Annotated in this window: 22 protein-coding genes; 15 read left to right on the top strand and 7 right to left on the bottom strand. The window is 70.2% G+C overall.

The features are described 5' to 3' along the window. Positions 1-18: 18 nt before the first annotated feature. Entirely contained in the window at positions 19-309 is a 291-nt protein-coding gene (locus BM085_RS37630) for a DUF2530 domain-containing protein (protein WP_093891555.1), read from the bottom strand. Between the two features lie 130 nt (positions 310-439). Here BM085_RS37630 and BM085_RS37625 point away from each other — a divergent pair, with 130 nt between their 5' ends. Next, positions 440-1900 (top strand): NCS2 family permease, encoded by a 1461-nt coding sequence (locus tag BM085_RS37625; protein ID WP_093891554.1) that lies wholly within the window; start codon positions 440-442, stop codon positions 1898-1900. Positions 1901-1937: 37 nt separating this feature from the next. Here BM085_RS37625 and BM085_RS37620 read toward each other — a convergent pair whose 3' ends face one another. Beyond that, a complete protein-coding gene (locus BM085_RS37620) occupies positions 1938-3443 on the bottom strand; it encodes an ATP-binding protein (RefSeq protein WP_093891553.1) in 1506 nt (501 codons plus the stop codon). Between the two features lie 234 nt (positions 3444-3677). Here BM085_RS37620 and BM085_RS37615 point away from each other — a divergent pair, with 234 nt between their 5' ends. From BM085_RS37615 to thpR, 4 genes are all read left to right on the top strand, one after another. Then, the gene (locus BM085_RS37615) at positions 3678-3884 is read left to right on the top strand and encodes a PIN domain-containing protein (protein WP_245789922.1); all 207 of its coding nucleotides are present in this window, start codon (positions 3678-3680) and stop codon (positions 3882-3884) included. Between the two features lie 163 nt (positions 3885-4047). After that, a complete protein-coding gene (locus BM085_RS37610; protein ID WP_086578735.1) occupies positions 4048-4509 on the top strand; it encodes a MarR family winged helix-turn-helix transcriptional regulator in 462 nt (153 codons plus the stop codon). A 224-nt stretch (positions 4510-4733) separates the two neighbouring features. Next, positions 4734-5996, top strand: coding sequence for an MFS transporter (locus BM085_RS37605; RefSeq protein WP_342742930.1), 1263 nt, complete (start codon positions 4734-4736; stop codon positions 5994-5996). Next, on the top strand, positions 5953-6525 hold the full coding sequence (thpR, locus tag BM085_RS37600; RefSeq protein WP_093891551.1) for an RNA 2',3'-cyclic phosphodiesterase: 573 nt from the start codon (positions 5953-5955) through the stop codon (positions 6523-6525). The genes BM085_RS37605 and thpR overlap by 44 nt, the downstream gene beginning before the upstream one ends. A gap of 293 nt (positions 6526-6818) precedes the next feature. Here thpR and BM085_RS37595 read toward each other — a convergent pair whose 3' ends face one another. Then, entirely contained in the window at positions 6819-7295 is a 477-nt protein-coding gene (locus tag BM085_RS37595) for an SAM-dependent methyltransferase (protein ID WP_093891550.1), read from the bottom strand. A 39-nt stretch (positions 7296-7334) separates the two neighbouring features. Beyond that, positions 7335-8717 (bottom strand): NsdA family TPR-like regulatory protein, encoded by a 1383-nt coding sequence (locus BM085_RS37590; RefSeq protein WP_093891549.1) that lies wholly within the window; start codon positions 8715-8717, stop codon positions 7335-7337. 469 nt (positions 8718-9186) lie between these two features. Between BM085_RS37590 and BM085_RS37585 the strand changes: the two genes are divergently transcribed. From BM085_RS37585 to BM085_RS37570, 4 genes are all read left to right on the top strand, one after another. After that, positions 9187-9411: a hypothetical protein gene (locus BM085_RS37585; RefSeq protein WP_143121252.1), complete on the top strand. Its 225-nt coding sequence runs from the start codon at positions 9187-9189 to the stop codon at positions 9409-9411. Positions 9412-9478: 67 nt separating this feature from the next. Next, entirely contained in the window at positions 9479-10432 is a 954-nt protein-coding gene (amcA, locus tag BM085_RS37580) for a multiple cyclophane-containing RiPP AmcA (RefSeq protein WP_342742929.1), read from the top strand. A 120-nt stretch (positions 10433-10552) separates the two neighbouring features. Beyond that, positions 10553-11170, top strand: a complete 618-nt coding sequence (locus tag BM085_RS37575) for a pentapeptide repeat-containing protein (RefSeq protein WP_177245469.1) — start codon at positions 10553-10555, stop codon at positions 11168-11170. Positions 11171-11197: 27 nt separating this feature from the next. Further along, positions 11198-11908, top strand: a complete 711-nt coding sequence (locus BM085_RS37570) for a hypothetical protein (protein WP_093891545.1) — start codon at positions 11198-11200, stop codon at positions 11906-11908. A 444-nt stretch (positions 11909-12352) separates the two neighbouring features. Here BM085_RS37570 and BM085_RS37565 read toward each other — a convergent pair whose 3' ends face one another. Continuing rightward, the gene (locus BM085_RS37565) at positions 12353-13321 is read right to left on the bottom strand and encodes an aldo/keto reductase (protein ID WP_093891544.1); all 969 of its coding nucleotides are present in this window, start codon (positions 13319-13321) and stop codon (positions 12353-12355) included. Between the two features lie 289 nt (positions 13322-13610). On the opposite strand from BM085_RS37565, the gene BM085_RS37560 reads away from it, so the two are divergent. Continuing rightward, positions 13611-14621, top strand: coding sequence for a hypothetical protein (locus BM085_RS37560; protein WP_093891543.1), 1011 nt, complete (start codon positions 13611-13613; stop codon positions 14619-14621). Between the two features lie 301 nt (positions 14622-14922). Further along, positions 14923-18534 carry an SCO7613 C-terminal domain-containing membrane protein gene (locus BM085_RS37550; protein WP_143121251.1) on the top strand — a complete coding sequence of 1204 codons (3612 nt, stop codon included), beginning with the start codon at positions 14923-14925 and terminating at the stop codon, positions 18532-18534. Positions 18535-18760: 226 nt separating this feature from the next. On the opposite strand, the gene BM085_RS37545 is transcribed toward BM085_RS37550, so the two are convergent. After that, positions 18761-19807 (bottom strand): hypothetical protein, encoded by a 1047-nt coding sequence (locus tag BM085_RS37545; protein WP_143121250.1) that lies wholly within the window; start codon positions 19805-19807, stop codon positions 18761-18763. 163 nt (positions 19808-19970) lie between these two features. On the opposite strand from BM085_RS37545, the gene BM085_RS37540 reads away from it, so the two are divergent. The 4 genes from BM085_RS37540 to BM085_RS37525 are packed head-to-tail and all read left to right on the top strand — an operon-like array spanning position 19971 to position 24311. Next, on the top strand, positions 19971-20996 hold the full coding sequence (locus BM085_RS37540; RefSeq protein WP_093891539.1) for an NAD-dependent epimerase/dehydratase family protein: 1026 nt from the start codon (positions 19971-19973) through the stop codon (positions 20994-20996). After that, a complete protein-coding gene (lhgO, locus tag BM085_RS37535) occupies positions 20993-22183 on the top strand; it encodes an L-2-hydroxyglutarate oxidase (RefSeq protein ID WP_093891538.1) in 1191 nt (396 codons plus the stop codon). The genes BM085_RS37540 and lhgO overlap by 4 nt, the downstream gene beginning before the upstream one ends. Positions 22184-22218: 35 nt before the next feature. Continuing rightward, positions 22219-22926 carry a response regulator transcription factor gene (locus BM085_RS37530; RefSeq protein ID WP_093891537.1) on the top strand — a complete coding sequence of 236 codons (708 nt, stop codon included), beginning with the start codon at positions 22219-22221 and terminating at the stop codon, positions 22924-22926. Continuing rightward, entirely contained in the window at positions 22923-24311 is a 1389-nt protein-coding gene (locus BM085_RS37525) for a sensor histidine kinase (protein WP_245789921.1), read from the top strand. The genes BM085_RS37530 and BM085_RS37525 overlap by 4 nt, the downstream gene beginning before the upstream one ends. 26 nt (positions 24312-24337) lie before the next feature. On the opposite strand, the gene BM085_RS37520 is transcribed toward BM085_RS37525, so the two are convergent. After that, positions 24338-26149: an efflux RND transporter periplasmic adaptor subunit gene (locus BM085_RS37520; protein WP_093891535.1), complete on the bottom strand. Its 1812-nt coding sequence runs from the start codon at positions 26147-26149 to the stop codon at positions 24338-24340. Between the last annotated feature and the right edge of the window lie 19 nt (positions 26150-26168).

Genomic DNA, 26168 nt, shown 5'->3' with positions numbered 1-26168 from the left:
GGGTGCGGCGGCCCTCCGTCACAGGGCCGGCGGGGCCGGGGAGACGGGCGGGATCGCCGTCGCGGGCTCGACCGCCTCCTCGGAGGCGGGCGGCGGGCCCCGGCGGTCGCGGCGCCGGACGAACCACAGTCCGAACAGGCCGCCGCAGATGCCCGACACGCAGGTCCAGATCCACCAGCGGTGCCCGGCATCCGGTTGCGCGATCAGGAGCACGAGCAGGGCGATCGCCCACAGGGCCGTGCCCACGAGGATCGTGGCCGTGTCGTTGGTCTTCAACGGCCGGAGCTCCGGACGGCGAGGCTGGTTCACGGTTCCAGCGTAGGCGACGGGCTCTCACTACCCGCAAAACGCCCTCGGTGAGAGCGCGAATCGATCTCGAAACCATCACCATCGTGACCTGGGCCTTCCGGTAGGGGATGCTCGCTGGCACCCTGCGTCCGTGAGTGACACCAAAACCTCCCAAATAAGCGCACTTGACCGTTTCTTTCACATCTCTGACCGTGGCTCGTCGGTCGGCAGGGAAGTCCGCGGCGGTCTCGCCACCTTCTTCACGATGGCCTACATCGTCGTGCTCAACCCTCTGATCATCGCCACCGTCAAGGACGCGGACGGCCAGTTCATCGGTGACGGGCTCGTCCCCAACGTGCCGCTGGTCGCGGCCGGCACCGCGCTGGTCGCCGGTCTGCTGAGCATCCTGATGGGCGTCATCGGCAAGGTGCCGTTCGCGATGGCCGCCGGCCTGGGCCTCAACGCCTTCGTCACCTACGGCATCGCCTCGCAGATGTCGTGGGAGTCGGCCATGGGCCTGGTCTTCCTGGAGGGCGTGATCATCGCGCTCCTGGTGCTGACCGGGTTCCGCACTGCCGTTTTCAACGCCATCCCGCCCCAGCTGAAGACCGCGATCAGCGTCGGCATCGGCCTGTTCATCGCCCTGATCGGCTTCGTCGACGCCGGCTTCGTCCGCAAGGCGCCCGCCGTACCGCTGGAGCTCGGCATCGGCGGCAACCTGACGAGCTGGCCGATCTTCGTGTTCGTGGTCGGCGTGCTGACGATCGCCCTGCTGGTGGCCCGGAAGGTGAAGGGCGCCATCCTGATCGGCATCGTCGCGACCACGGTCCTCGCCGTCATCGTCGAGGCCGTCGCCAAGGTCGGCGGCTCGGGGACGCCCGACAGCCCGAACCCCGCGGGCTGGCGGCTCGTCGTGCCGGAGATGCCTAAGGAGATCTTCGGGTTCAGCAACCCGTTCGTGCTGTTCAAGGAGTTCGACCCGCTCGGCGCCTTCGGCTCCGTCTCGGTCATCCTGGCCCTGCTGCTCGTCTTCACCCTGCTGATCACCGACTTCTTCGACACCATGGGCACGGTCGTGGGCGTCGGCGGCCAGGCCGGCCTGGTCAAGGAGGACGGCTCGATGGACAGGACCCGCGAGATCCTGCTCGTCGACTCCATCGGCGCGGCGGTCGGCGGCGCGGCCTCGGTCTCCTCCAACACGACCTACGTCGAGTCGGCGGCGGGCGTCGGGGAGGGCGCGCGCACCGGTCTGGCCAGTGTCGTCACCGGTGTGCTCTTCCTGCTGGCCATCTTCGTCTCGCCGCTGGTCGCCGTCGTCCCCTACGAGGCCGCCGCCCCCGCGCTGGTCATCGTCGGCTTCCTGATGATGACCGCGATCCGCGACATCGACTTCACCGACTACGAGATCGCCATCCCGGCGTTCCTCACGATCGTGCTCATGCCGTTCAGCTACTCCATCGCCAACGGCATCGGCGCCGGGTTCATCAGCTTCGTGCTGATCAAGGTGGTCAAGGGCAAGTCCCGCGAGGTCCACGCCCTGATGTGGGTGGTCGCGGTGCTGTTCGTCCTCTACTTCGCGCTCGGCCCCGTCAAGTCCCTCCTCGGTCTGTGACGCTCGTGACCTGGGTTCGCGAGATCACGGACCCAGGTCATTCCGGCAGGACGGGCGGTTCTGTCCTGCCGAAGAGAGAGGGCAGGTCCACCAGGAGCACGTCTCCCCGGCGGCGTGCGACCGTCACGAGGTCGGAGTGAAACCCTTCCAGGGAGAAGATCGCCAGCCGGGTGGAGGTGACGTCATGTCCCTGGCCGCGGAGGATTTCCCTCAGTCGTACGAGCCGTTCCAGGTCTGCGGGGCCTCGCCGGACAAGAGTGGCCTTCGCCTCCCCGATGAGACCCACCGTGGTACGGCCGGACCTCCGGTCCAGAGCGATGACGTCGATCTCATGTCTGGCCCGCCCGCCTTGATCGTTGATCACTGTCGAGGCGATGGTGTTCGCTCCCCCGCGAAGGGAGGGAGCGGCGTGACGGCGGAGCCACTCGCGTGAGCACTCCTCGAAATGGGGGCCCAGGATACGAGAGATGAAAGTGGGTTGAGATTCACGCCATGCCTGGACAGAACCGCCCGTCTCGATGAGATCCCGGTTCGGCACGGTGATCAGATTATGGAAGCGGATGATGGGATCCGCGACGGTGATCACAGGGCGTCGCTCCCAGAGCGGATCTGTCGAGTGGTCGAGATAGCCCGAACTCGTCAACATCTCAAGCGGGCGGCCCAGAGATGTGCGATCACGCTCCAGCAGGCCGCCGATCTTCGCTGGACTGGTGGCTCCGCCGGCGACCGCATTGATGATCGCGTAGTGGAGGGCGCTTCCGGTGAACCGTGGGTCTTCCCTCAGCAGATACTCCGCCTCGCTGCGGGAGAAGAGGGCCTGACCGGGATTGAGAACAGTGGCGGAGACCCAGGCGTCGAACTCCTGGAGGCTCTGCGGCGCGCGTGAAGAGGTCAGGCTGCGGTAGCCGGGAGATCCACCGAGTGTGGCGTGCAGTCGCAGCGCGGTCGCGGGGTCGTCGACACCCCAGTGCTGTGCGGTGGTGCTCAGGTCGAACGGCTGGAGACGCATGTCGACAGCAGCCCGGCCGCGCAGTGCTTTCGTGCCGGACAGGAGGTTGTTCATCACGGACATGGCCGACCCGCAGACGATCACGCGTCCGCCTTCGTGGCCGTGGCCGGTCTGTGAACGGTCATAGAGCAGTTGGAGCAGGCCGGGAAGCTCCGGGGAATGCGACATCCAGTAGGGCAGTTCGTCGATGACCAGCAAACCGGAAGCGCCGCGTCGCCGTATGCTCAGGCTGATCGCCGAGTCCAGGAGAGACTCCCAGTCGGCATCGTCTCGGAAGAGATCGGGGCCGACTCCCGCATACCGCGCGACGTCGTCGGCGAACCGCCTCCGCGCGGTCACCGTGCCTTCTTCGGCGACCGCGGAGACATAAAGTCCGTCCATCGAGTCAGCCAGGGCGCGGAGGAGGTAGCTCTTGCCGACACGCCGTCGCCCTGACAGGACCCCCAGCCGCAGATGTGGATCGGGATGCATCACGAACTCGGTGAGCGCTGCCCATTCGGAGCTGCGAGCCAGCAGATGGGGCGGTTTGGTCATATCGACCTCCTATTTTGTATGCTCCAAAGCATACAAAATAGTGTTGCTTCGTAGGTGAACTTCACGTGCCGGTTCTCTCTGCGGCGGTGTGGATGCGGCTCGGTCCCGTCACGTCCCTCCTGGTCCTGTCCCGAGCTTTTACCGATGAAAGGCCCCTGCACGAGGTCTTTCTTCATTTACCTTGAGTGATGGGGGTGGATGCACTGGTAGTCGGCCGTATACATGGAGGCCTCCGTGACGAGGAACCTGGTAGACGTGGACGAGGAGACGCCGGCGGCCACCTCCGGCCATCAGGGGCCGAGTGCCGTGGACCTTCTCATCGCGGTCACGGCGCGGCACCACGGGCTCAAGGTGCTCCACTACGACCGGGACTTCGCGACGATCGCGAAGGCCGCGGACGTCGAGACCGAGTGGGTCGCCCCGCCGGGTTCGGTGAACTGAACGCCACCCCGGCCGTGACGTCCTCATGGGGTCCTGCATGCGGGGATGTCGCGGTGGGGTTGGGGATCCCGGCCCGGTCTGTCACGCTGTACGGCCCGCCCCGAAAAGCTCTGCCTGGAGGGAATCCCGTGAGCTCGTATATAGTTAGCAAAGGTAATGACTTATGCTAACGAAAACCCCCAAGAAGGACCCCGTCGCGAACCTGCGCAGCGACGCCGGTCTGGCATCGGCACTGCGCGTGTCACTGGCACGACTGAACAGACGCCTGCGCAGGCAGGCCGCGGGACACTCGCTGACCCCCACCCAGCTCGCGACGCTCGCCGCCGTGGAACGGCATTCAGGGATAACCCCCGGCGAATTGGCCGAGCTCGAGAAGGTGCAACCGCCCTCGATGACCCGCGTGATCGCCGGGCTGGAAGAGCGGGAGCTGGTGTCACGTACGCCGCACCCGACCGACCGGCGTCAGGTGACCGTGAGCGTGACCGAGCAGGGATCAACCCTGTTGAAGGAGGAGCGCCGCCGCAAGGAGGCGTGGCTGACGCAGCGGTTGAAGGAGCTGACAGCCGAGGAGAGGGCGGTGCTCCGGCAGGCGGCTCCGATCCTGGAGAAGCTCAGCCGGATCTAGCCGAACCTGAGGAACCCGGGGCCTCGGCGGACCCGCAGGACGCCGAGGCGCACGCCACACCGAGCACGGGGCCGGGGTGGCGGGCAAAGCTCCGACGGCTGCGTGTCACGCGCGCCCTGCCCGGCAAGACGCTGGGATGGCGGGCGAGGGCACGGCGGCGACGGGTCGCGCGGGCCGCGGCCGCCGGCGAGCTGCAGGCCGTCGAGACGGGCACCGCACAGGCCGTGCCCGAGGCGCGGGGCGGGATGTTCCGCTCGCTGCGCAACCACAACTACCGGCTGTTCGCGATCGGCGGGGTGATCTCCAACGTCGGCGGGTGGATGCAGCGCACCGCGCAGGACCTGCTGGTGCTGGACCTGACGAACGGCAGCGCCGTCGCCCTGGGAGTGACCACCGCGCTGCAGTTCCTGCCGCTGCTGCTGTTCGGCCTCTGGGGCGGCATGCTCGCCGACCGCTATCCCAAGCGGCGACTGCTGATGGTCGCCCAGTCGCTCATGGGCGTGCTGGCGCTGACCATGGGTCTGCTCGTCGTAACCGGCAACGCGCAGTTCTGGCACGTCTACGTGATGGCCTTCGTCCTCGGCCTCATCTCCTGCGTCGAGGTGCCCACCCGCCAGTCCTTCGTCGTGGAGATGGTCGGCCGCAAGGACCTGGCCAACGCCGTCGCGCTGAACGCCTCCAGCTTCAACCTGGCCCGCGTGGTCGGTCCGGCCGTCGCGGGCGTGCTGATCTCCATGCTCGGCGGCACCGGTCCGATGTTCCTGATAAACGCGCTGTCGTTCGTCGCCGTGCTGAGCGGCCTGGCGCTGATGCGCACCTCGGAGCTGACCGCGCCCGACCCGGTGCCCAGGGCCAAGGGCCAGCTCCGCGAGGGGCTGCGCTACGTGCTGGACCGTCCGGACCTGCTGCTGCCGATACTGCTGGTCGCCTTCGTCTCGCTGTTCACTCAGTCGTTCTCGATGTCCATCGCGCTGATGGCCCGCGGGGTCTTCGGCGCGGGCGCGTCCTCCTTCGGCATGGCCTCCAGCATGTTCGCGGTGGGCGCGCTGGGCGGTGCGCTGATGGCGGCCCGGCGGGTACGGCCCAGCCGGAAGCTGCTGATCGGCGGCGCGGTGTCGTTCGGCCTGTTCCAGATCGCCACCGGCCTGGCCCCGTGGTACCCGCTCTACCTGCTCTTCCTCATCCCCGCCGGGGTCGCGCTGATCTCCGTCAACACGGCGGCCAACACCAGCGTGCAGCTCGCCTCCTCACCGGAGATGCGCGGCCGGGTGATGGGTATCTACGTGCTGGTGTTCACCGGCGGCGCCCCGATCGGCGCGCCGCTGCTCGGCTGGATCTCCGAAATGGGCGGTCCCCGCGTGGGGGTCATGATCGGCGGGGTGCTCACCCTCGCGGGCACCGGGGCGGCGATAATGCTGACCAGGGTGATCGGCAGGAGGTCGCATGCGGCTGTTCGTGGGGTTGCCGCTGCCGCGGCGGGTGCGTGACGAGCTCGGCCGCGCCCTCGAACCCCACCGCGCCGCGTGGCCCGGTCTCCGCTGGCCGGACCCGGAGACCTGGCACGTGACGCTGTCGTTCCTGGGAGAGGTGCCGGAGGCGGTGCTGCCCGACCTGGAGACGCGGCTCGCCCGAGCCGCGTCGCGCTACGCGCCGATGACGCTGTCGCTCCTCGGCGCGGGCGCCTTTCCCTCGGCGCACCGGGCCCGCGTCTTCTGGACCGGCGTGCACGGCTGCCGCCCCCGGCTCGTCCGGCTGGCCGACTCCCTGGGGGCGGGAGCGCTCCGTGCGGGAGCCGTACACGCCGACCGGCGGCGGCTCCGGCCGCACCTGACCCTGGCCAGGTCCCGCGCCGACGCCGACCTGCGGCGCCTGGTCGAGGACTTCGGGTCGTTCGCCGGGACCGGCTGGGAGGCCGGTGCCGTCCACCTGGTGAGAAGCCATCTGGGAGCCGCGGTCCGCTACGAGACGGTCGCGGAATACCCCCTGGTGGCCCCGGCCCCCGGTGGACGGAGCTAAGCTCCAGGGCGTGGATCGTCCTCGACGCTGGCTGCTGCCCATGGTGCTCGCACTGCTCGTGCTGCTCGTGGTGATCGGCGCCCTGGTCTCCTAGCCTGCTACCAGGCGTATTCCTCGGGGGCCGTCCTGAACCCGGGGAAGATCTCGTCGAGGCGGAGCGGCCCTTGTCGATCTTCCGGAGGATGCGCACCGCACCCGCACGGAACTCCGGATCGAAACTACGTTTGGTCTCTCCCATGATCCGACCTTCCCTTAGGTCAGATCTCCACAGTACGAGGGAGGGTCACCCGGGCTCAGTTCTGCGGGTTGTCCCAGTAATTCTTGAGCATCTCACCCGGCCACCGGGGCTCGCGCACTTCGCCGCGCGGCCCCATCTCCTTGAAATACGGCGCAAGATCAAAAACAGGACTGCCGTCGATCGCATCCAAGTCGGTCACATGCAAGTCCAGACCATCAACCTTCAAAAGCCGCGGGAAGGACTGCGCAAGCTGATTCGGTCGGCGATGGTTGCGGTGAACGAACGTTCCCGTAGCCGGCCATTTGGGATCGTTGCGCGGGCTCCGAGCGTGCAGAGCGACATCACCAGGCGAAGCCTGGTGGAAGTGCCAGACGACCAGCAGGTGGGAAAACTCCTCAAGGCCCTGGACAACCTCGACGGGGAAGTCCGGGTTCAGACGGATGATCGCCGTTTCACCCCAGTGATCGTCGGTTGGCTCAGCGCGTCCGCCGACAACGATGCCGATGGGCTTGATCTCCAGCGACTGTGCCATGCGCGCGCCCTCATTCCTTCGCCGTGACTCGTGACGGGATCAATCTACGTGGGTCAGATACGCGGCGGCTCGCGCGTCCAGTTCAGCGACCGCCGATATCCCGCGGCGCCGGTACGGGGAGAGAAGGTTGCGTATGTCAACGACCGCTTGCCGCGCCCGCCCCGAGTAGATGCCCTCCTCCATTGCGTCCAGAGCGGCGCTCCAGGTGGCACACGCCTCTTCCACGCCGCCGGTGACGACCTGCGTCGCCCCCAGGTATCCGAGCGTCACTACGTGCGTACGACGGAAGGCATCCCCTCGGGTCCGGACGCTGCGTCGAAACTGGCGGATAGCGCCCTGGCGGTCACCGCAGTCCCGCAAGGTACATGCGGTCTCGTGCGCCAGCGAGGCTTCCCCGAAGAAGAACGTGCGCTGCGGTTCTTCGATATCCGCGCTGGCGGAGGCGAGATCGTCCTCAGCCCTCAGCAGAGCCTTGGCCGCCGCCTGCTTGCTGCCGCTCGCAGCCAGAGCGCGGGCGTGAACGACGCTGAGCAGCGCCCGCTCCCGGGGCGTGGCCATGGCATAGCACTGGCCCTGCACGGAGGCCGTCGACAGATCGAGGCCCTGCGCGAAGAACCCGAGATCGATGGCTTGATGCGCCATGGCGCGCAAGATGTGACCGGTCAACGGCGCATTGTCAGCACGAGCGGCCAGCTTCACGCCCAAGATGAAGTACCGCTGCGCCAGAGCGTGCTCGCCGCTGTCAAACCCCATCCAACCCGACAGGTAGGCCAGCTCCGCGGCGGCGGAGAACATGTCGCGCCGTACCTGCTCATCGGGAAACGTCCCGTGCAGGAAAGCAGCGACGTCCGACTGCAGGTACTGCACCAAGGCCTTGCTGCCGTGACCGCCGCCGCGTCGCTGATCGATCCGGGAGAAGGCCGCGGTGAGCTCCTGAACGGTCGCCACATCACCGCGCCCGACACGCTGGTGCTTCGTCGGCGCGGGCGGCTGCCCGGCCATCTTCTCCCACCACCCCTGACCTGGCAGGGCGAGCGCGGCCACCGAGTACACCGCCCCGCTCAGAAGGCTTCTGCGGTCTGAGTTCACGTCCGTTCTCCCCAGGTCGGTCAGCGCGATCAACGGATCGACGCGCCACTCCAGCGCTTCCTGTGCCGGCGTATTGGGAACTGCGAACCCGAGCTCATCCGGTGTGACGACACGCCTCAGACGACGGGACAGTGCCTGACACAAGATTATGGGTGCCGCACCTGATGGCTTCGTCCCGCTTACCCACATGCTGACGTGGGAGCGACCGATGCACGCGTAATCGAGCAAGTTGCTCTCCTGGGCGACACGGTTGAACGCACTCGCTGCTTGGGCCCGCGACCAGCCCGCTTCTAAGAGAAGTACGGCAAGCCGCTCATTTCGTTCGCGCGCCATAGTCGCCTCCGCATGCCAAACGGATCTTTGACCACTTTGATCGACCTGCATTTACGGAAGACCAGCTCCCGCGTTGTGCTGATCACCCTAGTCGCCGGCATCGACGCTCTTAAGACGAATGACCAGAAGTCCCGTTGCCCGAACCAAGCAAATGATCTTTGACCACTTTGACCACCCTGAGGACCTTGACCCCATACGCAACGTGCCCCGGTCTCCGTAATTTGAGCAGCGTGGACGACGAACGCACCACCCTGTTATTCGGACCCTCCTCAGCCGAAATTCCGCTGTCATTTATCGGCGTAAAGACGGGTGAAGGCCGATGACCTGTGGTGGGCGTGAGGTCAGGATCGCTTTGCCCTGCAGCCATCCCTCTCATACGGCGCCCGAACACCTTTCCCGCTGCACAAAGCGGACCCGCCCGGCGCTTGCGACGACCGGACGGGTCCTTGATCGGATGGAGGTCCGATCCATGGAGAATGCTAGATCCACGATGCCCAAGTCCGTGATCCTCAGGATTCCGGGCTGGCGACTGATCCGCAGCGACCAGGGCCGCTTCTGGGCTTTCCGCGAAAAGGCGTTCCCCCCGGGCGCGCTGCGCGCCGGAGCCGAGCCCGGCGTGGACGCCGACACCTTCGACGACCTGAAGGCCGAGGTCGACCAGCAGGAGGAGATCGCCGGGCGAGTGACCTCGTGATCGGACACCCCCGCACGCCCGGACGGCACCGCACCGGCCTGTCCCACACCACCGTGCACCGCCGTCTATGGGATGGCGCGTACTGATGGCCGATACCAAACTCTGGCGGGCCTCATTCATCCCCACCGGTTGGCCCACTTCCCGCCCCGCCGGCGAGGCCCGCCAGGCACAACCCCGTGGCCACGAGACGAACCGCCCTTCATCCCCGCAGGGGTGCGCGGAGGACGACAGCCCTCTCGTGGCCGCGGGCACCACGGCTCCTTCTCCCTTCATGAAAGGAACGCATGAGATGGAAGGACGATTAGAGTTCGATCGGTGGTTCGGCCGACCGGGGACACTGGTCCTACAGCCGACCACGCTATGCAACCTCGATTGTGTGTACTGCTATCTGCCGTTCCGGCGCCTCAGCCGTGAGATGTCCCCCGAGGTCGCCCAGGCCGTTGCCGACTCGGCTGCGGATCTGATCGATCGCAGCGGCCGACTGGACATCGTGTGGCACGGCGGGGAGCCCCTGGCCCTGGGCCTGCGCAAGTTCAGCGCGCTGCTCGCGCCGTTCGAGGAGCTGCGTCACGCGGGCCGGATCCAGCACAGCGTGCAGACCAACGCCACCCTCATCGACAACGAGTGGTGCGACCTGCTCGCCCGCCACCAGGTCCGTGTCGGCGTCAGTATCGACGGCCCGGCGGCTCTGAATGCCCGACGGGTGGATCTACGCGGCCGGCCTGCCCTCGACCGGATCGTGCGCGGCATCGGCCGCCTGCGTGACCACGGCATCCGCTTCTCCCTGATCGCCGTTGTAGGGACCGAAGGCATTGAGCAGCCCGAGTCCCTCCTGGACTTCCTGGCGGGCCTGGGGCCGCACACCATCGGCCTGGTCGACGACCTGATCGGCATCTGCACCCTTGAGAACTCCGACCCGCTGCAGGCCGCCAAGTTCGACAACAAGCCGAGCTGGGACAACGGCAAGAAGGGCGGATTCGACAACAAGCCGAGCTGGGACAACTGGAGCAAGAAGAAGTAGCAGAGGACCGTCGTGGGCGCGGTGCCCCCCGCGCCCACGACGGGACCACGCATCTCCACTCTGGAAGGCAAGACGATGGACACACGCGCCGTACGCCAGACGAGCGTTACGCTGCCCGACTTGGACGATGCGGACCTGGACGAGGTCGATTCGCTGGAAGGCGAGCACGGCAAGCTGCGCGACTTCCGATACGGCGACGCCCGTCTGCGCGAGCTGTCCCTGTCGGGGACCCAGCTCATGGACGGACGCGTCACCGGCCTCACCACCCAGCGGGCCCGCCTGGACGAGCTGCGCCTGCACTCGGTGGAGTTCTCCGGCTGCGACCTGTCCGGCCTCCACTGGGAGGACAGCAAGCTCTCCCGGGTCACGTTCACCGACTGCAAGCTGCTCGGCGCTGCGTGGGAGCAGGTCACGCTCGATGACGTGGTCTTCGAGCGGTGCAGGCTCGACCTCGCCGCCTTCACTGGCGTACGCGCCACCGGGCCGGTCATCTTCTCGTCCTGTTCCCTGCGTGAGGCGAGGTTCTCCGCAGCCGACCTGAGCGACGTGGCGTTCAACGAGTGCGACCTGCATCTGACCGAGTTCGACGGCGGCACCTACCGCGGCTGCGACCTGCGCGGCAACGACCTGTCCGGCCTTCGCGGCGTGAGCGCGCTCAAAAAGATCATCATCGATCGGTCACAGCTCCAGGACCTCGCCGAGGCGTTCGCAGCCGAGCAGGAGATCACCCTCGGTTAGGACCTCGACAATCAAGGAGGCGGAGACATGGGCGTACGGCTGCGGTTCGACCAGTTCAGCGACATCCAGGGACGCATCGAGATCGGGCACGTCAGGCAGGCGGGCGACGCGCCGGGCTATGACGACGGTGTGGCCGTCGTCCCCCAGGGGGACTGGATACCCCTCAGCAGCGCGGAAGCCGACCGTCTCCGGCCCGCCGCCGCCACCCCACCCAGCATGATGATCGAACTGGTTAGCCAGGATTTGCCGGTCTTCACCTCCGACGATCTCCAAGCCCGAGTGGACGCCGCAGCCGCTCTCGACCCGCTGGGTGGCCGCTGGCCACGCAGGCGTCACGTCTCCTCGTGCAGCCCGGCCGGGCTGCTCACCTCCACCGAGGACACGACGATCAGCTACAGGATCGGACTGCACGTGGACAACTGGGATCGGCTGCCGTACCCGGTCCGGCAGAATAGTCGCCGTCGGCTGTGCATCAACTTCGGGCCGGGAACCCGCTACCTCCTGGTCGGTGACCGGGACATCCTGGAGATCTGCAGGGCGCTCGGCCGGGACCAGGAGCAGCACTACCCGCACACCGACGACGTGCGTCAATACGTCGCCGACGGGCAGCCCCTGCGGTGCTTGCGCATCCGATTGGAGCCCGGCCAGGGATACATCGCGCCAACCGAGCTCGCGCCGCACGACGGCTCCACAAGCGGCGCCCAGACATGGTCACTCGCCGCCTTCTGGCTGGGTTGAGCGGGAGCAACGCAAAAGCGCGCCCCGCTCCTGCAAGGTCGGTGGGCTGTCCTGCTGACAAACAAGTTCTTCTACAGTTGTGACCGGAAGCCTCTCATGACCATCCGTAGCGCCTTCCGCATGCTCGCCTTCGGCTGACTTGGCCGCACAACGCAAAGAAGCTCTTGCTCTTCTCCGACTCGACTTCCCTGGTAGGACAAGCCCCTTCCTCGGCCGGCCTCAGGCGTGCCCTGATACCGCGCCCTACCGAGGGCCATATCCCCTGGTTGCAGGTGCTTCCCTACGTCGCCAATCTCTCTGAGTCGCACATGACGAAGGGAGGGAGCGACCAGGGGCTTAAGGCCCATAACGCAAAGGGCCCCCTGAAAACCGGGGGCCTCTTCGGCGAATTAGACAGACGCGGTCTGTCTGTCAAGAACAGCCTACAGAGCTTCGTCGGTTCGGCTACCAGGCGTATTCCTCGGGGGCCGTCTTGAATCCGGGGAAGATCTCGTCGAGGCGGGCGAGGGCCTTGTCGTCCAGCTTGATCTCCAGGGCCCTGGTGGTGCCGTCGAGCTGGTCGAGCGTGCGCGGACCGATGATCGGCGCGGTGACGACCCTCTGGTGGAGCAGCCAGGCCAGGCCCACGTTCGCCGGGTCCTCGCCGAGCTCGTCGCAGAACGCCTCGTACTGCTCGATCTTGTCGCGGTGCTTGTCCAGCTCCTTGACCATGTTCTCCGAGGCGGAGCGGCCCTTGTCGATCTTCCGGAGGATGCCGCCGAGCAGGCCGCCCGCGAGCGGGCTCCACGGGATCAGGCCCAGGCCGTAGTCCTCGGCCGCCGGGATGACCTCAAGCTCGGGGGCCCGGACGATCAGGTTGTAGTGGGACTGCTCGGAGACCAGGCCGAGGCTGTTGCGCCGGGCCGCGGCCTCCTGGGCCTTGGCGATGTGCCAGCCGGCGAAGTTGGACGACCCGACATAGAGGATCTTGCCCTGCTGCTTGAGGATGTCCATGGCCTCCCAGAACTCCTCGAACGGAGTGCTCCGGTCGACGTGGTGGGCCTGGTACAGGTCGATGTAGTCGGTCTGCATCCGCTTCAGCGACGCGTCGGCGGCGCGGCGGATGTTGAGCGCGGACAGGCGGCCGTCGTTGGGCCAGTCGCCCATGTCGCCGTAGAGCTTCGTGGCGATGACCGTCTTCTCGCGGCGGCCTCCGCCCTGGGCGAACCATCGGCCGATGATGTTCTCGGTGATGCCCTCGCCCTTCTTCCAGCCGTACACGTTGGCTGTGTCGAAGAAGTTGATTCCCAGCTCATGGGCGTGATCCATGATCGCGAAGGAGTCGTCTTCCGAGGTCACGGGGCCGAAGTTCATCGTGCCCAGGCAGAGGCGGCTGACCTTCAGGCCGGTACGGCCAAGCTGCGTGTAATCCATGCGTCCACCCTATGGACCTGGAGTGCACTCCAGGCGAGCACCGCCCTCGGGTGCCTTCCACCGGACGTCCATTGATCGGCAACGGTCTGTCCTGACGTGGCCGAAGGGTGAATCCGGGCGGAGTCCCTCTCCCCGGCGTCCCGCTTTTCGTGCCCTTTCGCCTCCGCCTCCGGAAATCCGCTTTCGGCAATGCGGGGGTGACCTTGATGTGGACAAGGGGCTTCCACGGCGCCCCCCGCTCCCGCGGTCAGGGCATGATGGCTGAATGGGGAGTAGGCCGGAGAATGTCATGATCCGCGTGATCACGGTGGCCGTGCTGGCCGGGGCAGCGGTGTTCGCGGGGGGCGGAGCGTGGGCGGACGGCGATTCGCCCTTCTTCACCTTCAAGGACAGGCGGATCACCGAGTCGAGCGGGCTGGCGGTCTCGCCGACGCGCAAGAACGTCTACTACACCCACAACGACAGTTCGGCCGGGCCGGTCTTCTTCGCCGTCGGCTCCAACGGGCGGACCCGCGCGACGTTCACCCTCCAGGGGGCGGCGGCCCGCGACTGGGAGGGGATGGCCGCGTCCCGGGACCCGGAGACCGGGGCGGGGGTGCTCTGGTTCGCCGACATCGGCGACAACTTCGACGGCGCCTGGCCCGACATCTCGGTCTACAAGGTGACGGAGCCCACCACGCTGCGCGACGCCGTGCTGCCCGCCGTGCGCTACCGGTTCCGCTACGAGGACGGCGGGCACAACGCCGAGGGTGTCATGGTGCATCCCCGCACCGGGCGGCTCTACATCGTGAGCAAGGAGTTCTCCGGCTCGGTCTACGCGGCGCCCAAGCGGCTGCGCACCGACAAGGTCAACGTCCTGCGCAAGGTCGGCTCCGCGCCCATCATGGCCACCGACGCCGCCTACGCCCCCGACGGGTCGAGTTTCGTGATCCGCACCTACTTCTCCGCCACCGTCTACCGCGCTCCGGGCGACCAGATCGCCCGGGTGTCGATGCCGCCCCTGGAGCAGGCCGAGTCGATCGCCTACACGGCCGACGGCAGGGCGCTGCTGACCGGCAGCGAAGGGGTCGGCAGCCCGGTCTACCGGGTGCCGCTGCCGCCGGAGGTCCTCCGGGAGACGATCCCGAAGCCCGCTCCCACGCCGACGGCCGCCCGGAGCTCCGAGGGGGCCACCACGCTGGTGGCCGACACGAAGGCGGACGAGGACGCCGGGGTGCCGAGCTCGGTCGTGGCCGCCTGGCTGGCGGTCGCGGCGGGAGCCACCGGCGTGATCACCTTCATCGCCCGCCGCACCCGTTAGCCGCCCCCGGCCCGTGTGACCTCTGGCCTGCGCGGTCCCGGCTTGTGCGGTTCCGGCTTGTGTGGCCTCTGGTCTGCGCGGTCCCGGCTTGTGCGGCTCCGGCCTGCGCGGTTCCGGCCTGTGCCGTATCCGTTGTAGCCGGTCCGTGCCGCATCCGGCCGGCGCGGTACCCGTAGGGAGACCTGGACAGCACTCCGTAACCCAACGGCGACCCGCGCTCGGCATCCTTCATGTCATGCGCGATCAGAGTCCCCCTCCCGGCTCAGGGCTCCCACCGGGAGTGAACTGCCCGGAGTGCGGCGTGGCCATCGTCAGGGCCCACGACCGCTGCCCGCACTGCGCGCTGCCCCTGCGGGGACCTGTGGCCGCCGAACTCTGGCAGCTCGACAGGGCACTGGCCGGGCTGCGGGCACGGGAGGCGGATCTCCTGATCCGGCGTGGCCGGCTGCTCGACCTGCTCCGGGCCGAACGGGGCCGCCCGGCCGGGAGCGATTCCGGCGTACGGCCCGCCCCTGCCGGAACGGGTCCCCACCCGGCCCCGGCAGGGCCTCCCGCTCCTGGACAGTCGGCCGCTCCCGCCCCCGGGCAGCCGGGTCCTCCCGCAGCCTCGCCACGGCGGGACTTCTCGCCGAAGGCCGTGCAGAATCTGCTGCTCGTGCTCGGCGGTCTGCTGCTGGCCGTCGCGGCCGTCGTCTTCACGGTGGTCAGCTGGGGGCAGATCGGCATCGGCGGGCGGGCCGCGATCCTCGCCGGGATCACCGTGCTGACCCTCGTCGTGCCGAAGCTCCTGGTGAAGCGAGAACTCGTCGCCACCGCCGAGACCATCGCGGTGCTCGGCGTCGCCCTGCTCTTCCTCGACGGCTACGCGGCCCGGCGGGTCGGTCTGGCCGGGGCCGATCGCATCGCCGCGCTCGACTATGCCGCCCTGCTGATCGCCCTGATCGCGCTCGTCGTGGCGGGATACTCGCGGTTGCTCCCGCTGAGGCTGCCGCCGCCGGTCGCCATCGTGCTCGCCCAGTTCCCACTCCCGTTGCTGGCCCTGAGCGAGACGGCCCCCTGGTTCACCGCCGCTCTCGCGGCGACCGCGGCGGCAGACGCCGCCTTCCTGGTGTTCGGCCACGGCCGGAACAAGCCCGCGACGGTGCCGGGTGATGCGGGTACGGCGGGCCCCGTGGTGCCGGGTGGTGGTGGGCTGACCGGTCCTGCGGTGCCGGGTGATGCGGGTACGGCGGGGCTCGCGAAAGTGCCGGATGGTGCCGGGCCGGGGCGTGGGGCCGGGGTCCGGGTGACGGTGGGACTCTGCTTCGGCGTGGTGTGGACGCTGGGCGTGGGCCACGGATCCCTGGATTCGTCCCTGGGGCTGATGGACTTCACCCGCGCCGACGGCCTGTTCACCGCTTCGATCAAGGGCACGCTGCTGATCGCGCTCGCCGTGATCGGCGTGGCCGTCGCGCCCCGGACGGCCACGGGCCGGCTCAGGGTCCTCACGGCGGGGGCGGCGTTCGCGCTGACCGCCGGTCTGGCCGCCCCGGTCTGGCCGCTGCTCCCGGCCGGCTGGTGGGCCGTCCCGCACACCGTCGCGGCGCTGGCCGTCGCGGTGGCCGCCCTCCGTCTGCCCGGTCTGAACGATCCCCGGGTCCGCTCGGCCGGTGCCGCCTCCGCCGCGACGCTGGCCGCGCTCACCGCGCTTCCGTTCCTCCCCGCGGTGGCTTCCGCGCTGCTCACACCGTTCAACCGGCTGGGCAGCGTCTGGTCGAGCGTCAACGAGGTCGTCGGAGACCGGTGGATCTCGCCGTTCCCCGAGGGGGTGGTCGTGCTGGGACTGCTGGCGGTGGCCTCGGTGACGATGGCCCGCCGGGGACACGCGTCCCTGCGGCCGGTCGCCCTGGCCGTCGGCACGGTCGCGGTGGCCGTCACCCCGGTCGCGTTCGGCTGGAGCCGCGCGGCGGGTCTCGCGGTCCTGCTGGCTCTGGCCGTCACGCTCGTCGCCTGCCTGACCCTGGCCCGGCGGCCGCGATGGGCGGGAGCCTTCACGCTGGCGGCCGGGCCGGTCGCCGCGCTGGCGGTGGTCACCGCGCTCGCCGAACGGACCACCACGTACGCGGCGCTCGCCGTCCTGCTGGCCGCGTGCGGCCTGGCGGTGTTCATCGCCCGGGTGCCGTGGGCGGCGGCGGCCGCCCTGGCGATGGCCGTACTGTCGGCGACCGGGCTGATCTGGGCGGTGTCCGTCGGGACAGGATGGCAGCCGGTGGGTGAAGGACTCGCGCTGGCCCTGGCGATCGGCGCCCTGCCGGCCGGTCTCCTCGCCCTCCGCCGATGGTCCGTCGCGGCTGCGGTGTCCGCGCCGCGCGAGGCGGCCGGGGGACCGGCTGCGGTGTCCGCGCCGCACGGGGTGGCCGGAGGATCTGCTGTGGGGCCCGTGGCCGACGGGCCTGTGGCCGACGGGCCTGTGGCCGACGGGCCTGTGGCCGACGGGCCCGTCGCGGACGGGCCCGCTGTGGAGGCCGTGGACGGGCCCGCTGTGGAGGCCGTGGACGGGCCCGCTGTGGAGAAGGCCACTGTGGACGGGCCCGCCGTGCAGGGGGGTGATGATCCTCGGAGGGTGACGGGGCTGGTGCTGGGAGCCGTGCTCGCCACGCTGGCGCTGCTTCCCGTGCATGCCGCCCTCGCTGAGATCCTCGGGTTCTACCGCCCCCTCGCGCTGCCGTGGACCCCTCTGCCCGCCTCCGGCGGCCGCCACCCGCTCCTCATCGTGATCACGATTCTCGTCGCGGTCGCGGCGGTGCTGCTCTCCTGGCAGGTAGCCGGGCGCGGAGGCGTGCTCAGGGCCGGAGTGGCGGCCTGGCCGGTGGCGCTGACGGTCCTGCCCGTCTCGGTGGGCCTGCCGTACGGGCTGGAGGTGGGGCTGTTCGTCGCGGGGCTCGGCCCGCCGGCGTGGATGGCCGCGCGGAGCCGTACGGACTGGGCGTGGGGCGGTGTGGCGGCGCTGTGGACGGCTTCGATCGCGCTCTCCTGGGCGCTCATGAGCAGGCCCGCCACGCTGGTCGTGCTGCCGGTGACAGCGGTGATCGCGGGACTGGTCGCCTTCCACGGCCGGGCGAAGGCCGTACGGATCGCCGGGGCCGCGCTGGCGACGTCGCTCGCCGGCGGGGAGGCTCTCGCCGCCGCGCTGGCGCTGGAGTGGCCGGTACGGCATGCGGCGTTCGGCGTGCTCGCGGTGGCCTGCCTGGCGGCGGCGGTGGCGGGCGGGTTCAGGACGGCGGTGTTCGCGATCGGCGCGGAGACGGCCGGGTACGCCCTCGCGGCCGTGGGCCTGTCGCTCGGTGCCGCCGACCTGCCGCTCGCCGCGCTGGCCTGCGCGGTCGTCGGCGTGCTGATGGCCGGTACGGCGCTGCGGCCCGACCGGCGGTGGGCCGGATACGTGGGGACCGGCTTCCTGCTGGTGGCCTCATGGCTGCGGCTGCTCGCCTCCGACATCACCGTCGTCGAGGCCTACACGGTGCCGTTCTCGCTGGTCCTGCTGGTGTTCGGCTGGTGGCGGGCCAGGAGCCGGGAGACCTCCTCGTGGGTCGCCTACGGGTCCGGCCTCGCCTCCAGCCTGCTCCCCAGCATGATCGCGATGCTCGCCGGCGCCGGTTGGGTCCGGCCGCTGCTGCTCGGCGTGGTCTCGCTGACCGTGCTGCTGGCCGGAGCCCGTCTCCGGCTCCAGGCCCCCGCGCTGCTCGGTGGCCTGACCCTGGCCGCCGTCGCCCTGCACGAGCTGGCGCCGTGGATCGCGCAGGTCGTCGTGCTGGTGCCGAGGTGGGTGCCGATGGCGGCCGGCGGGCTGCTGCTCGTCGTGGTCGGCGCGACCTACGAGGCGAGGCTGGGGGACGTACGCCGGCTGCGGGCGGCTCTCGGCCGGATGCGGTGAGGCCGGCCCTTGGCCGGATGCGGTGAGGTCGGCTGTCGGCCGGATGCGGTGAGGTCGGCCCTCGGCCGGATGCGGTGAGGCCGGCCGTCGATCCCGCCCGGCCGGTCGCGCCCGATGATCTCATCTCGCGGGTCCCGCTCCGGTGAGCCCCGTCCGAGCGTTCAGGGAGCTCTGAGCCGTCGTTGCGACCGCCGGGCCGGGACGGTCCCGGCCGGGCGGTCCGTTCTCACGGCATCCGGCGGTCCTTGCCGACGGCGCCGGCGGGGAAGGGGCCCGCCGGCGGCGTGGCCGACTGCATCGGGTACAGGTCGGCGAGCGACCTGGCGAGCGGCCTGGTACGGCGGTAGGCCACGACGACGACCCTGCCGTCGGCGCACGCGCCCCGTTCGTCGCAGGCCTTGACGGGCACCTGGTGGACACCCGGCCTGATCGCCCTGGCCACCACCGTCCCGTGGGGGCGGACCGTCACGTTCAGCCACGGCACCGGGGTGGTCGCGCTGTAGGTCACCTCTCCGCCCTCGGGGTCCACCGAGGTGAGGGAGCCGTCGAGGGTCTGTCCCACCGATCCGGACAGCACCAGGTACGGCGCGGTGGGCGGCTGGTTCGGCGACGCGCAGGAGGTCGACACCGAGTCGAGGAAGTTGCCGTAGCTCGGCCGTCCCGTCCCGGACGAGACCGAGACGAACTCCACCCGGGTGACCCGCTGTCCCCGGGGGACGGTGTAGCTGCCGCCGTAGTGACCCCAGGTGTCGCCGCCGTCGGCGATGTCGGGTGAGTCCTGCCCCTCCGGAACCTGCACGACGCCCCCGATGCGGACCCGCATGACGTCCTGGCCGCCCTGGGTCCTGGTCCGCCCCCGGTGCGCCAGGCTCCAGTCGACCGTGGAGCCCGGCACGGTCCGGATGTCCTGGTAGAGGGTGGACACCGAGGTCCCGTTCAGCTCGGCGAACTGGTCGCCGGTGTCCGGCGGGACGGTGAAGTCCATCGGGTCGGCGTGGTTGCCCGCCCCCCAGATCTCGATGAGACCGTCACTCGACGACGTGCGCCAGCCGGGGACGTCCTTGCGCAGGTGCCCCTGCCCGCGCAGACCGCCGGGCTCCTCGAAACCCCCGTTCACCACCGCGCACGGCTCCGCCTCGGTGGCCTCGGCAGCCTCCGCGGCGGAGACCGGCTGGGCGGCGAGGACGGAGACGGAGGCGGCGGCCAACGACGCCGCGACGCCCAGCAGAAGAACACGCGGGGGCCGCTGAGCCCCGGCATGTGACCTTTTCATTTGTTTCCCCCGAAACGAATGTCCGCAGCGCGGTTCCGCGTGCGGGAGTATCAGCGTATTGCCTGCTCGGGGTGGGTAAAGCTTGCCTACATATGGTTACGATTACTAACGAGACGGGGCATCCCTCTTCTCCTCCGGAGAGGATTGCCGTTAACTGTCGACTATGCGCGTCCTGGTGACCGGAGCGTCCGGGTTCGTCGGCTCACACGCGGTTGCCGCACTTGTCGCCGCCGGACACGAGCCGCTTCTCCTGGTGCGTAATCCGGAAAAGGCGCGGAAAGTCCTGGCCGATGTCGGGGTCGGCGGTATGGTCCCCCTGCATGAGGCGGATATCCGTGACGCGGAAGCCGTACGGAACGCGCTCGAACAGTGTGAGGCGGTCATTCACGCCGCTGCCGAGATCGGGGTCGTCAGCCATGCCGGCGACCTGGTGGGGACGAACGTGGCCGGGCTGAAGAACGTCCTCGGCCAGGCCGCCGCGCTCGGGCTCGACCCGATCGTGCACGTCTCCACCGTCGCGGTCTTCGTGCCGCCGGTCGGGCCCCTGATCACCGCGGAGAGCCCGCTGTCCGCCCCCAGGAACGCCTACGGCAGGACCAAGGTCTCCGGCGAGCGCTACGCCAGGCGGCTCCAGGAACGGGGAGACCCGGTCACCGTCGTCTACCCGGGCGGGGTCGCCGGGCCGTACCAGCCCTCGCTCGACGCGCTCATGGACGGGCTGCGCGCGGGGCTGGCGCAGGGCTGGCCGATCACCGCGGGCGGCGTCTGCGTCCTCGACGTCCGCGATCTGGCCACCGCGCTCGCCCGTTGCCTGGAGCCGGGGCGCGGGCCGCGCCGGTTCATGCTCGGCGGGCACCACCTCACCTGGGCGGAGCTCGCCGACGCCTGCGACGAGGCGACCGGAGGTCGCTGCCGCCGCTTCAGGGTCCCCGCCGCCGCGCTGCGCGGCGCGGCGGCCGTGCTCGACGCCGTGAAACGGATCAGGCCGATCGGCTACCCGCTGACCAGGGACGCCGCCGAGATGATGGTCACGATGGTGCCGACCCTCGACGCCCCCACCCTGGAGGCGCTCGGGATGAGCCTGCGTCCGGTCCGGGAGACCATCGCCGACTCGCTGCGCTGGCTCGCTGAGGAAGGGCATCTCGCCCCTGGGAAGGCCGGCGTGCCGGCCGGTAAGGTCGCGCGGTGAACATCGGGATCGTCGGTGCGGGAATCGTCGGCCTGGCGGTGGCCAGGGAGGTGGCGCGGACCCGCGGCGCCACGGTGACCGTCCTCGACAAGGAGGACCGCGTCGGAGCCCACCAGACCGGGCACAACAGCGGGGTCGTCCACGCGGGGATCTACTACCAGCCGGGTTCGCTCAAGGCCCGGCTCTGCCGCGAGGGCATGGCCCTGCTCCGGCAGTACTGCGCGGAGCACCGCATCCCCTACGACGAGGTGGGCAAGCTCGTCGTCGCCTCCACCGCGGCCGAGCGGCCGGGGCTGCGGAGGATCGCCGAGCGCGCCCGCGCCAACCAGGTCCCCGGCATCGCCGAGTTGGACGCGCTGGCGCTGCGCGAGGTCGAGCCGCACACCGTCGGGGTGGCCGCCGTGCACTCCCCGCACACCGCGATCGCCGACTTCCCCGCCGTCGCCCGCCGTCTGGCCCTGGACGTGGCGGAGACGGGCGGTTCGGTACTGCTCTCCCACCCGGTCCGCGCGTTGCGGGAGACCGCGAGCGGGGTGGAGGTGCTGGCCGGGTCGCGCAGGCTGCGCTTCGACCGGCTGATCGTCTGCGCCGGGCTGGGCACCGACACCGTCGCCCGGATGGCCGGGGGCGCGGGCGACGTGCGGATCGTCCCCTTCCGGGGGGAGTACTACGCGCTGGCCGGCGCGTCGAAGGACCTGGTCCGCGGGCTGATCTACCCGGTCCCCGACCCCCGCTACCCGTTCCTCGGCGTGCACCTGACCCGCAGGATCGACGGCGAGGTGCTGGTCGGCCCCAACGCGGTCATGGCGCTGGCCCTGGAGGGCTACTCCTGGGGTGACGTCGATCTCACCGACCTGCGCCGGATCCTGGCCTGGGAGGGCACCCGGCGGCTGGCGGCCCGGCACTGGCGGACCGGGGTGCGGGAGGTGCTCGGCTCCATGGCGAAGGGGTCCTTCCTGGCGGCCGCGCGCCGCTACGTGCCCGAGCTCACCAGGGCCGATCTGGTCAGGACCGCCGGGGGAGTCCGGGCCCAGGCCGTGGCCAGGGACGGGAGCATGCTCGACGATTTCGCGATCGACGTGCACGGCCGCGTCACGCTGGTGCGGAACGCCCCCTCGCCGGCGGCGACGTCGAGTTTGGCAATCGCCAGGCATATCGTGGGGTTAACCTCTGTGTTGACCCGTTAACTGCTTTTTCATGTGGGCGAGTGAAGATAAAACCCGTGACCGACTCACCCGAAGCCCGCCTGCTGATCGTCGAGGACGAGCCCAACATCCTCGAACTGCTGGCCGCGAGCCTGCGATTCGCCGGGTTCGGGGTGAACACGGCAGGCAACGGCACGGATGCCGTCGCCGCTGTCCAGCGCCACCGCCCCGATCTCATCGTGCTCGACGTGATGCTGCCCGACATGGACGGGTTCGACGTCGTGCGACGCCTGCGCGGCGGCGGCACCGACACGCCGGTGGTCTTCCTCACCGCGCGTGACGCCACCGAGGACAAGATTCGCGGGCTGACGGTGGGCGGGGACGACTACGTGACCAAGCCGTTCAGCCTGGAGGAGGTCGTGGCCCGGATCCGGGCGGTGCTCCGCCGTACCGGCGCGGGAGACCTGCTGGCCCGTCCGCCCCGGCTCACCTTCGCCGACATCGAGCTCGACGAGGAGAGCCACGAGGTGTGGCGCAGGGGCAGGGCCGTGGCGCTGTCGCCGACGGAGTTCAAGCTCCTGCGTTACTTCATGGCGAACGCCGGCCGGGTGCTGTCCAAGGCCCAGATCCTCGACCACGTGTGGGACTACGACTTCCGGGGCGATGTCGGGATCGTGGAGTCCTACATCTCCGTGCTCCGCCGGAAGATCGACAACGTCGACCCCCGGCTGATCCACACCCTGCGCGGGGTCGGCTACGTTCTCCGCCTCCCACCTGCCCAATGACCATGAACGGGACCCCGCTGCGGGTGAAGCTGATCGCGGTCATCCTGGTCCTGCTGGCCATCGCGCTCACTCTCATCGGCATCGGCAGCGTCTCGATCATGCGCGGCTACCTGATCGACCGCGTGGACAGCCAGATGGACCTGACCACCGACGCCACGCTGCGCCGCCTGCAGCGCGGAGCCGTCACGCTGATCGGCAAGCCGCTCCCGGCCGACACCAGGCTGGTGCTCCGCAACGCCAAGGGCGTGACCATCCTCCAGCTCAGCGGCGTCGACGTGGAGGGCAAGCCCGACCTGCGGGTGCCCGTCGGCCAGGGGCCAGGCCTGTTCGAGAGCGGCGAGTGGCGGGTCCGCGTCGCCCCCCTGGACAACGGCAGAACCCTCCTCGTGGCGGTGGACATGGTCGAGGTCCGGCAGATCGTCGGCCAGCTCGCGCTGGTGGAGCTGCTCGGCGGAGGCGGGCTGATGCTGACACTCGCCGGGGTGGGCGTGATGATCATCCGGCGGAGCCTGCGCCCGCTGGAGGAGATCGAGCGCACCGCGCAGGCCATCGCCGCCGGGGACCTGAGCCGCCGCGTCCCCGACGCCGATCCGCGCACCGAGGTCGGACGCCTCGGCCAGTCGCTGAACGGCATGCTCGCCCAGATCGAGACCGCCTTCCGGGCCAGGTCGGAGTCGGAGGCCTCGGCCCGCCGCTCCGAGGAGCGCATGCGCAGGTTCGTCGCCGACGCCTCGCACGAGCTCCGCACGCCGCTGACCTCCATCCGCGGTTTCGCCGAGTTCTACCGGCAGGCGCCCGACATCGACGCCGCGCCGCTGATGCGCCGGGTGGAGTCCGAGGCGGTCCGGATGGGCCTGCTCGTCGACGACCTGCTGATGCTCGCCCGGATGGACCAGCAGCGGCCGGTGGCCATGCGCCCGGTGGACCTGCTCGCCATCGCCGCCGACACCGTCCACGACGCGCGCATCCTCGCCCCGGTCCGCGAGATCACGCTCTCGGTGGACGGCGCCGCGCTCATCGTCTCCGGCGACGAGGTACGGCTCCGCCAGGTCGTGGGCAACCTGATGACGAACGCGCTCACCCACACGCCGGACCGCACCCCCGTGCACATGGCGCTCTCCGCCCGGGACGGCATGGCCGTCATCGAGGTGGCCGACGAAGGCCCGGGACTCGACGCCGAGCAGTGCGAGCGCGTCTTCGAGCGGTTCTACCGCGTCGACTCGGCCCGTGGCCGCCGGGCGCCCGAGGACGGCGGCAGCGGTCTCGGCCTGGCCATCGTCGCGGCCATCGTCGACACCCACGGCGGCACCGTCGACGTGGAGTCGGCGCCGGGCGAGGGGGCGACGTTCCGGGTCGCCCTCCCCCTGGCCCCCGAATACGACTGATCCCGGCGGATCGGGGGAGACCGCCGTCAGGAGCCTTCCGGCCAGCTGCTGTCGGGGAACCCTCCGGTGGCCGTGCCGCCGGGAAGCACGACCCGGTCGTTCTCCCGCAGACCCGAGGTGATCTCGATGTACCGGTCGCCGCGGACCCCGGTCCTGACCACACGCTCGGCGCCGCCCTGAACGGTGACCACCGAGGCTCCGTCCTTGGACCGCACGGCCTGGGCCGGAAGGTAGAGCGCCTGCTCCGACTCGGCGACGGTCACCCTGACGGTGGCGGTCTGGTCGACCATGAGACCGGCCGGAGCCTCGTCGAACGCGACCGTGACCCCGTATCTCACCAGCCGGTCGGTGGTGGTCGCGGTGGGCGCGATGCGGGTCACCGTACCGGTGTACTCCTCGCCCTCCCGGGTGGCCAGCGTGATCGCCGCCCGCTGTCCCAGCTTCAGTTTCCCGATGTCCGACTCGGTGAACAGCGCCTCCACCTGGAGCTCGTCGAGATCACTGAGCGCGAGGAACGCGCCGGTGCCCACGCTGTCGCCGACCGTCCCGGCTACCGACAGGACGGTGCCGTCCGCGGGGGCGACGATCCGCACACCGGCCAGCTCCTCCCGGGCGTCCGTCAGGTCCGCCTCCGCCCTCTTCACGTCGGCCTCGGCCTGCTCCACGCTGAGCGTCCGCTGCCCGCCGGTGCCGGTGCCGGTGCCCGACCGGCTGGCACCGCCGCTGTCGGCGCTCGGCTGGCCGGTGCCGTCGTTCTGACCGGAACGGCGGCTGGTGCTCTGTCCCGGGCATGCGGTGGACCGCGGTCCGGGAGTCCGGCCGACGGTCGGCTCCAAGCTCGCATCGGGCTTGGCGGTCGGGGGCGCGGCGGGGGTGGGCCTGGCCGACGAGCTGGGGCCGGGGTGCTCGCTGGGCCCGGCCGTCAGGCTGGGCGCCGGGCCGGGACGCGTGGGGTCCGTGCTCGCGGGCGGACGGCTCGTGCCCGGCGTGGCGGTCACCGTGGCCGTGGCCGTGGCCGTGACCGTGGCCGTCACGGTCACGGTCGGGGTCGCCGTCACGGTGACGGTCACCGTCGGCGCGGGCTCCGGGGGGCCGTCGGTGGGGGTCGGCGACGGGGTCGGGGTCGGCGTCGAGGACGGCGTCCGCGCCGTATCGGGGGAGTACCGGGCCGGTGCGATCCCGCCGGCCGGGGCCACCGCCACCGGACGCTCCGATCCGGCCGTCGTGGACGTGCGGGCCGGGCCGGGCGTGCCGTCCGGACCGGCGGTGCGGCTCGGATCGGCCGTGCTCTCCGGTCCGGCTGTCCGGCGGGGGCCGGCCGTGCCGCTCGGGCCGGGGGTGGCGGTGGGGCGTGCCGGCGACGACGTGGGTTCGCAGGCCGCCTGCCGGGCGGAGTCGACCTGCTGCCGGCTCTGCTCCTGGGACTGCCTCTGCTCCTGAGCCTGGGGCTGCGCCGTCGCCGCTTCCCCGGCTCCGTCCAGCGCCTCCCGGGCCGCCGAGAGCTGCGCCTTGGCCGCGGTGTAGCGCTCGCGTGCGGGCGCCGAGCCGATCCTGGCCAGCACGTCGCCCTTGCCGACCTTGTCCCCGGCCCTGACATAGACCTTCGTGACCGTGCCCGAGCCGCCGAAGGCCAGCTCCCGGGTGCCGTCGTCCACGGTGTTGCCGGCCGCGGACACCTCGGCCGTCACCGTTCCCCGCTTGGCGGAGGCGAGCTCCACCCGGGGCGCCGGGGCCGAGCCGTCGTCAAGCGCGTAGAACACACCCGCGCCCACCAGGACGAGGGCGGCCAGAGCGAGTCCTCCCGTCCGCAGGGGCTTCGGGAGCTTGGTCGGTCTCATGACGGACCATCCTGGTCTG

Origin of the sequence: Streptosporangium canum, from assembly GCF_900113865.1 — a bacterium.
Taxonomy (GTDB): Bacteria; Actinomycetota; Actinomycetes; order Streptosporangiales; family Streptosporangiaceae; genus Streptosporangium; species Streptosporangium canum.
Note: the sequence above shows the minus strand (reverse complement) of the source record. Positions and strands in the feature narration are given on the sequence as shown.

Coding starts and splice junctions, on each gene's coding strand:
- BM085_RS37570 (WP_093891545.1), top strand. CDS start 11,198: ATGGGCGTACGGCTGCGGTTCGACCAGTTCAGCGACATCCAGGGACGC.
- BM085_RS37520 (WP_093891535.1), bottom strand. CDS start 26,149: ATGAGACCGACCAAGCTCCCGAAGCCCCTGCGGACGGGAGGACTCGCT.
- BM085_RS37545 (WP_143121250.1), bottom strand. CDS start 19,807: ATGAAAAGGTCACATGCCGGGGCTCAGCGGCCCCCGCGTGTTCTTCTG.
- BM085_RS37540 (WP_093891539.1), top strand. CDS start 19,971: ATGCGCGTCCTGGTGACCGGAGCGTCCGGGTTCGTCGGCTCACACGCG.
- BM085_RS37590 (WP_093891549.1), bottom strand. CDS start 8,717: ATGGCGCGCGAACGAAATGAGCGGCTTGCCGTACTTCTCTTAGAAGCG.
- BM085_RS37585 (WP_143121252.1), top strand. CDS start 9,187: ATGGAGAATGCTAGATCCACGATGCCCAAGTCCGTGATCCTCAGGATT.
- thpR (WP_093891551.1), top strand. CDS start 5,953: ATGCGGCTGTTCGTGGGGTTGCCGCTGCCGCGGCGGGTGCGTGACGAG.
- BM085_RS37595 (WP_093891550.1), bottom strand. CDS start 7,295: ATGGCACAGTCGCTGGAGATCAAGCCCATCGGCATCGTTGTCGGCGGA.
- BM085_RS37565 (WP_093891544.1), bottom strand. CDS start 13,321: ATGGATTACACGCAGCTTGGCCGTACCGGCCTGAAGGTCAGCCGCCTC.
- BM085_RS37620 (WP_093891553.1), bottom strand. CDS start 3,443: ATGACCAAACCGCCCCATCTGCTGGCTCGCAGCTCCGAATGGGCAGCG.
- BM085_RS37525 (WP_245789921.1), top strand. CDS start 22,923: ATGACCATGAACGGGACCCCGCTGCGGGTGAAGCTGATCGCGGTCATC.
- amcA (WP_342742929.1), top strand. CDS start 9,479: ATGGGATGGCGCGTACTGATGGCCGATACCAAACTCTGGCGGGCCTCA.
- BM085_RS37560 (WP_093891543.1), top strand. CDS start 13,611: ATGATCCGCGTGATCACGGTGGCCGTGCTGGCCGGGGCAGCGGTGTTC.
- BM085_RS37610 (WP_086578735.1), top strand. CDS start 4,048: ATGCTAACGAAAACCCCCAAGAAGGACCCCGTCGCGAACCTGCGCAGC.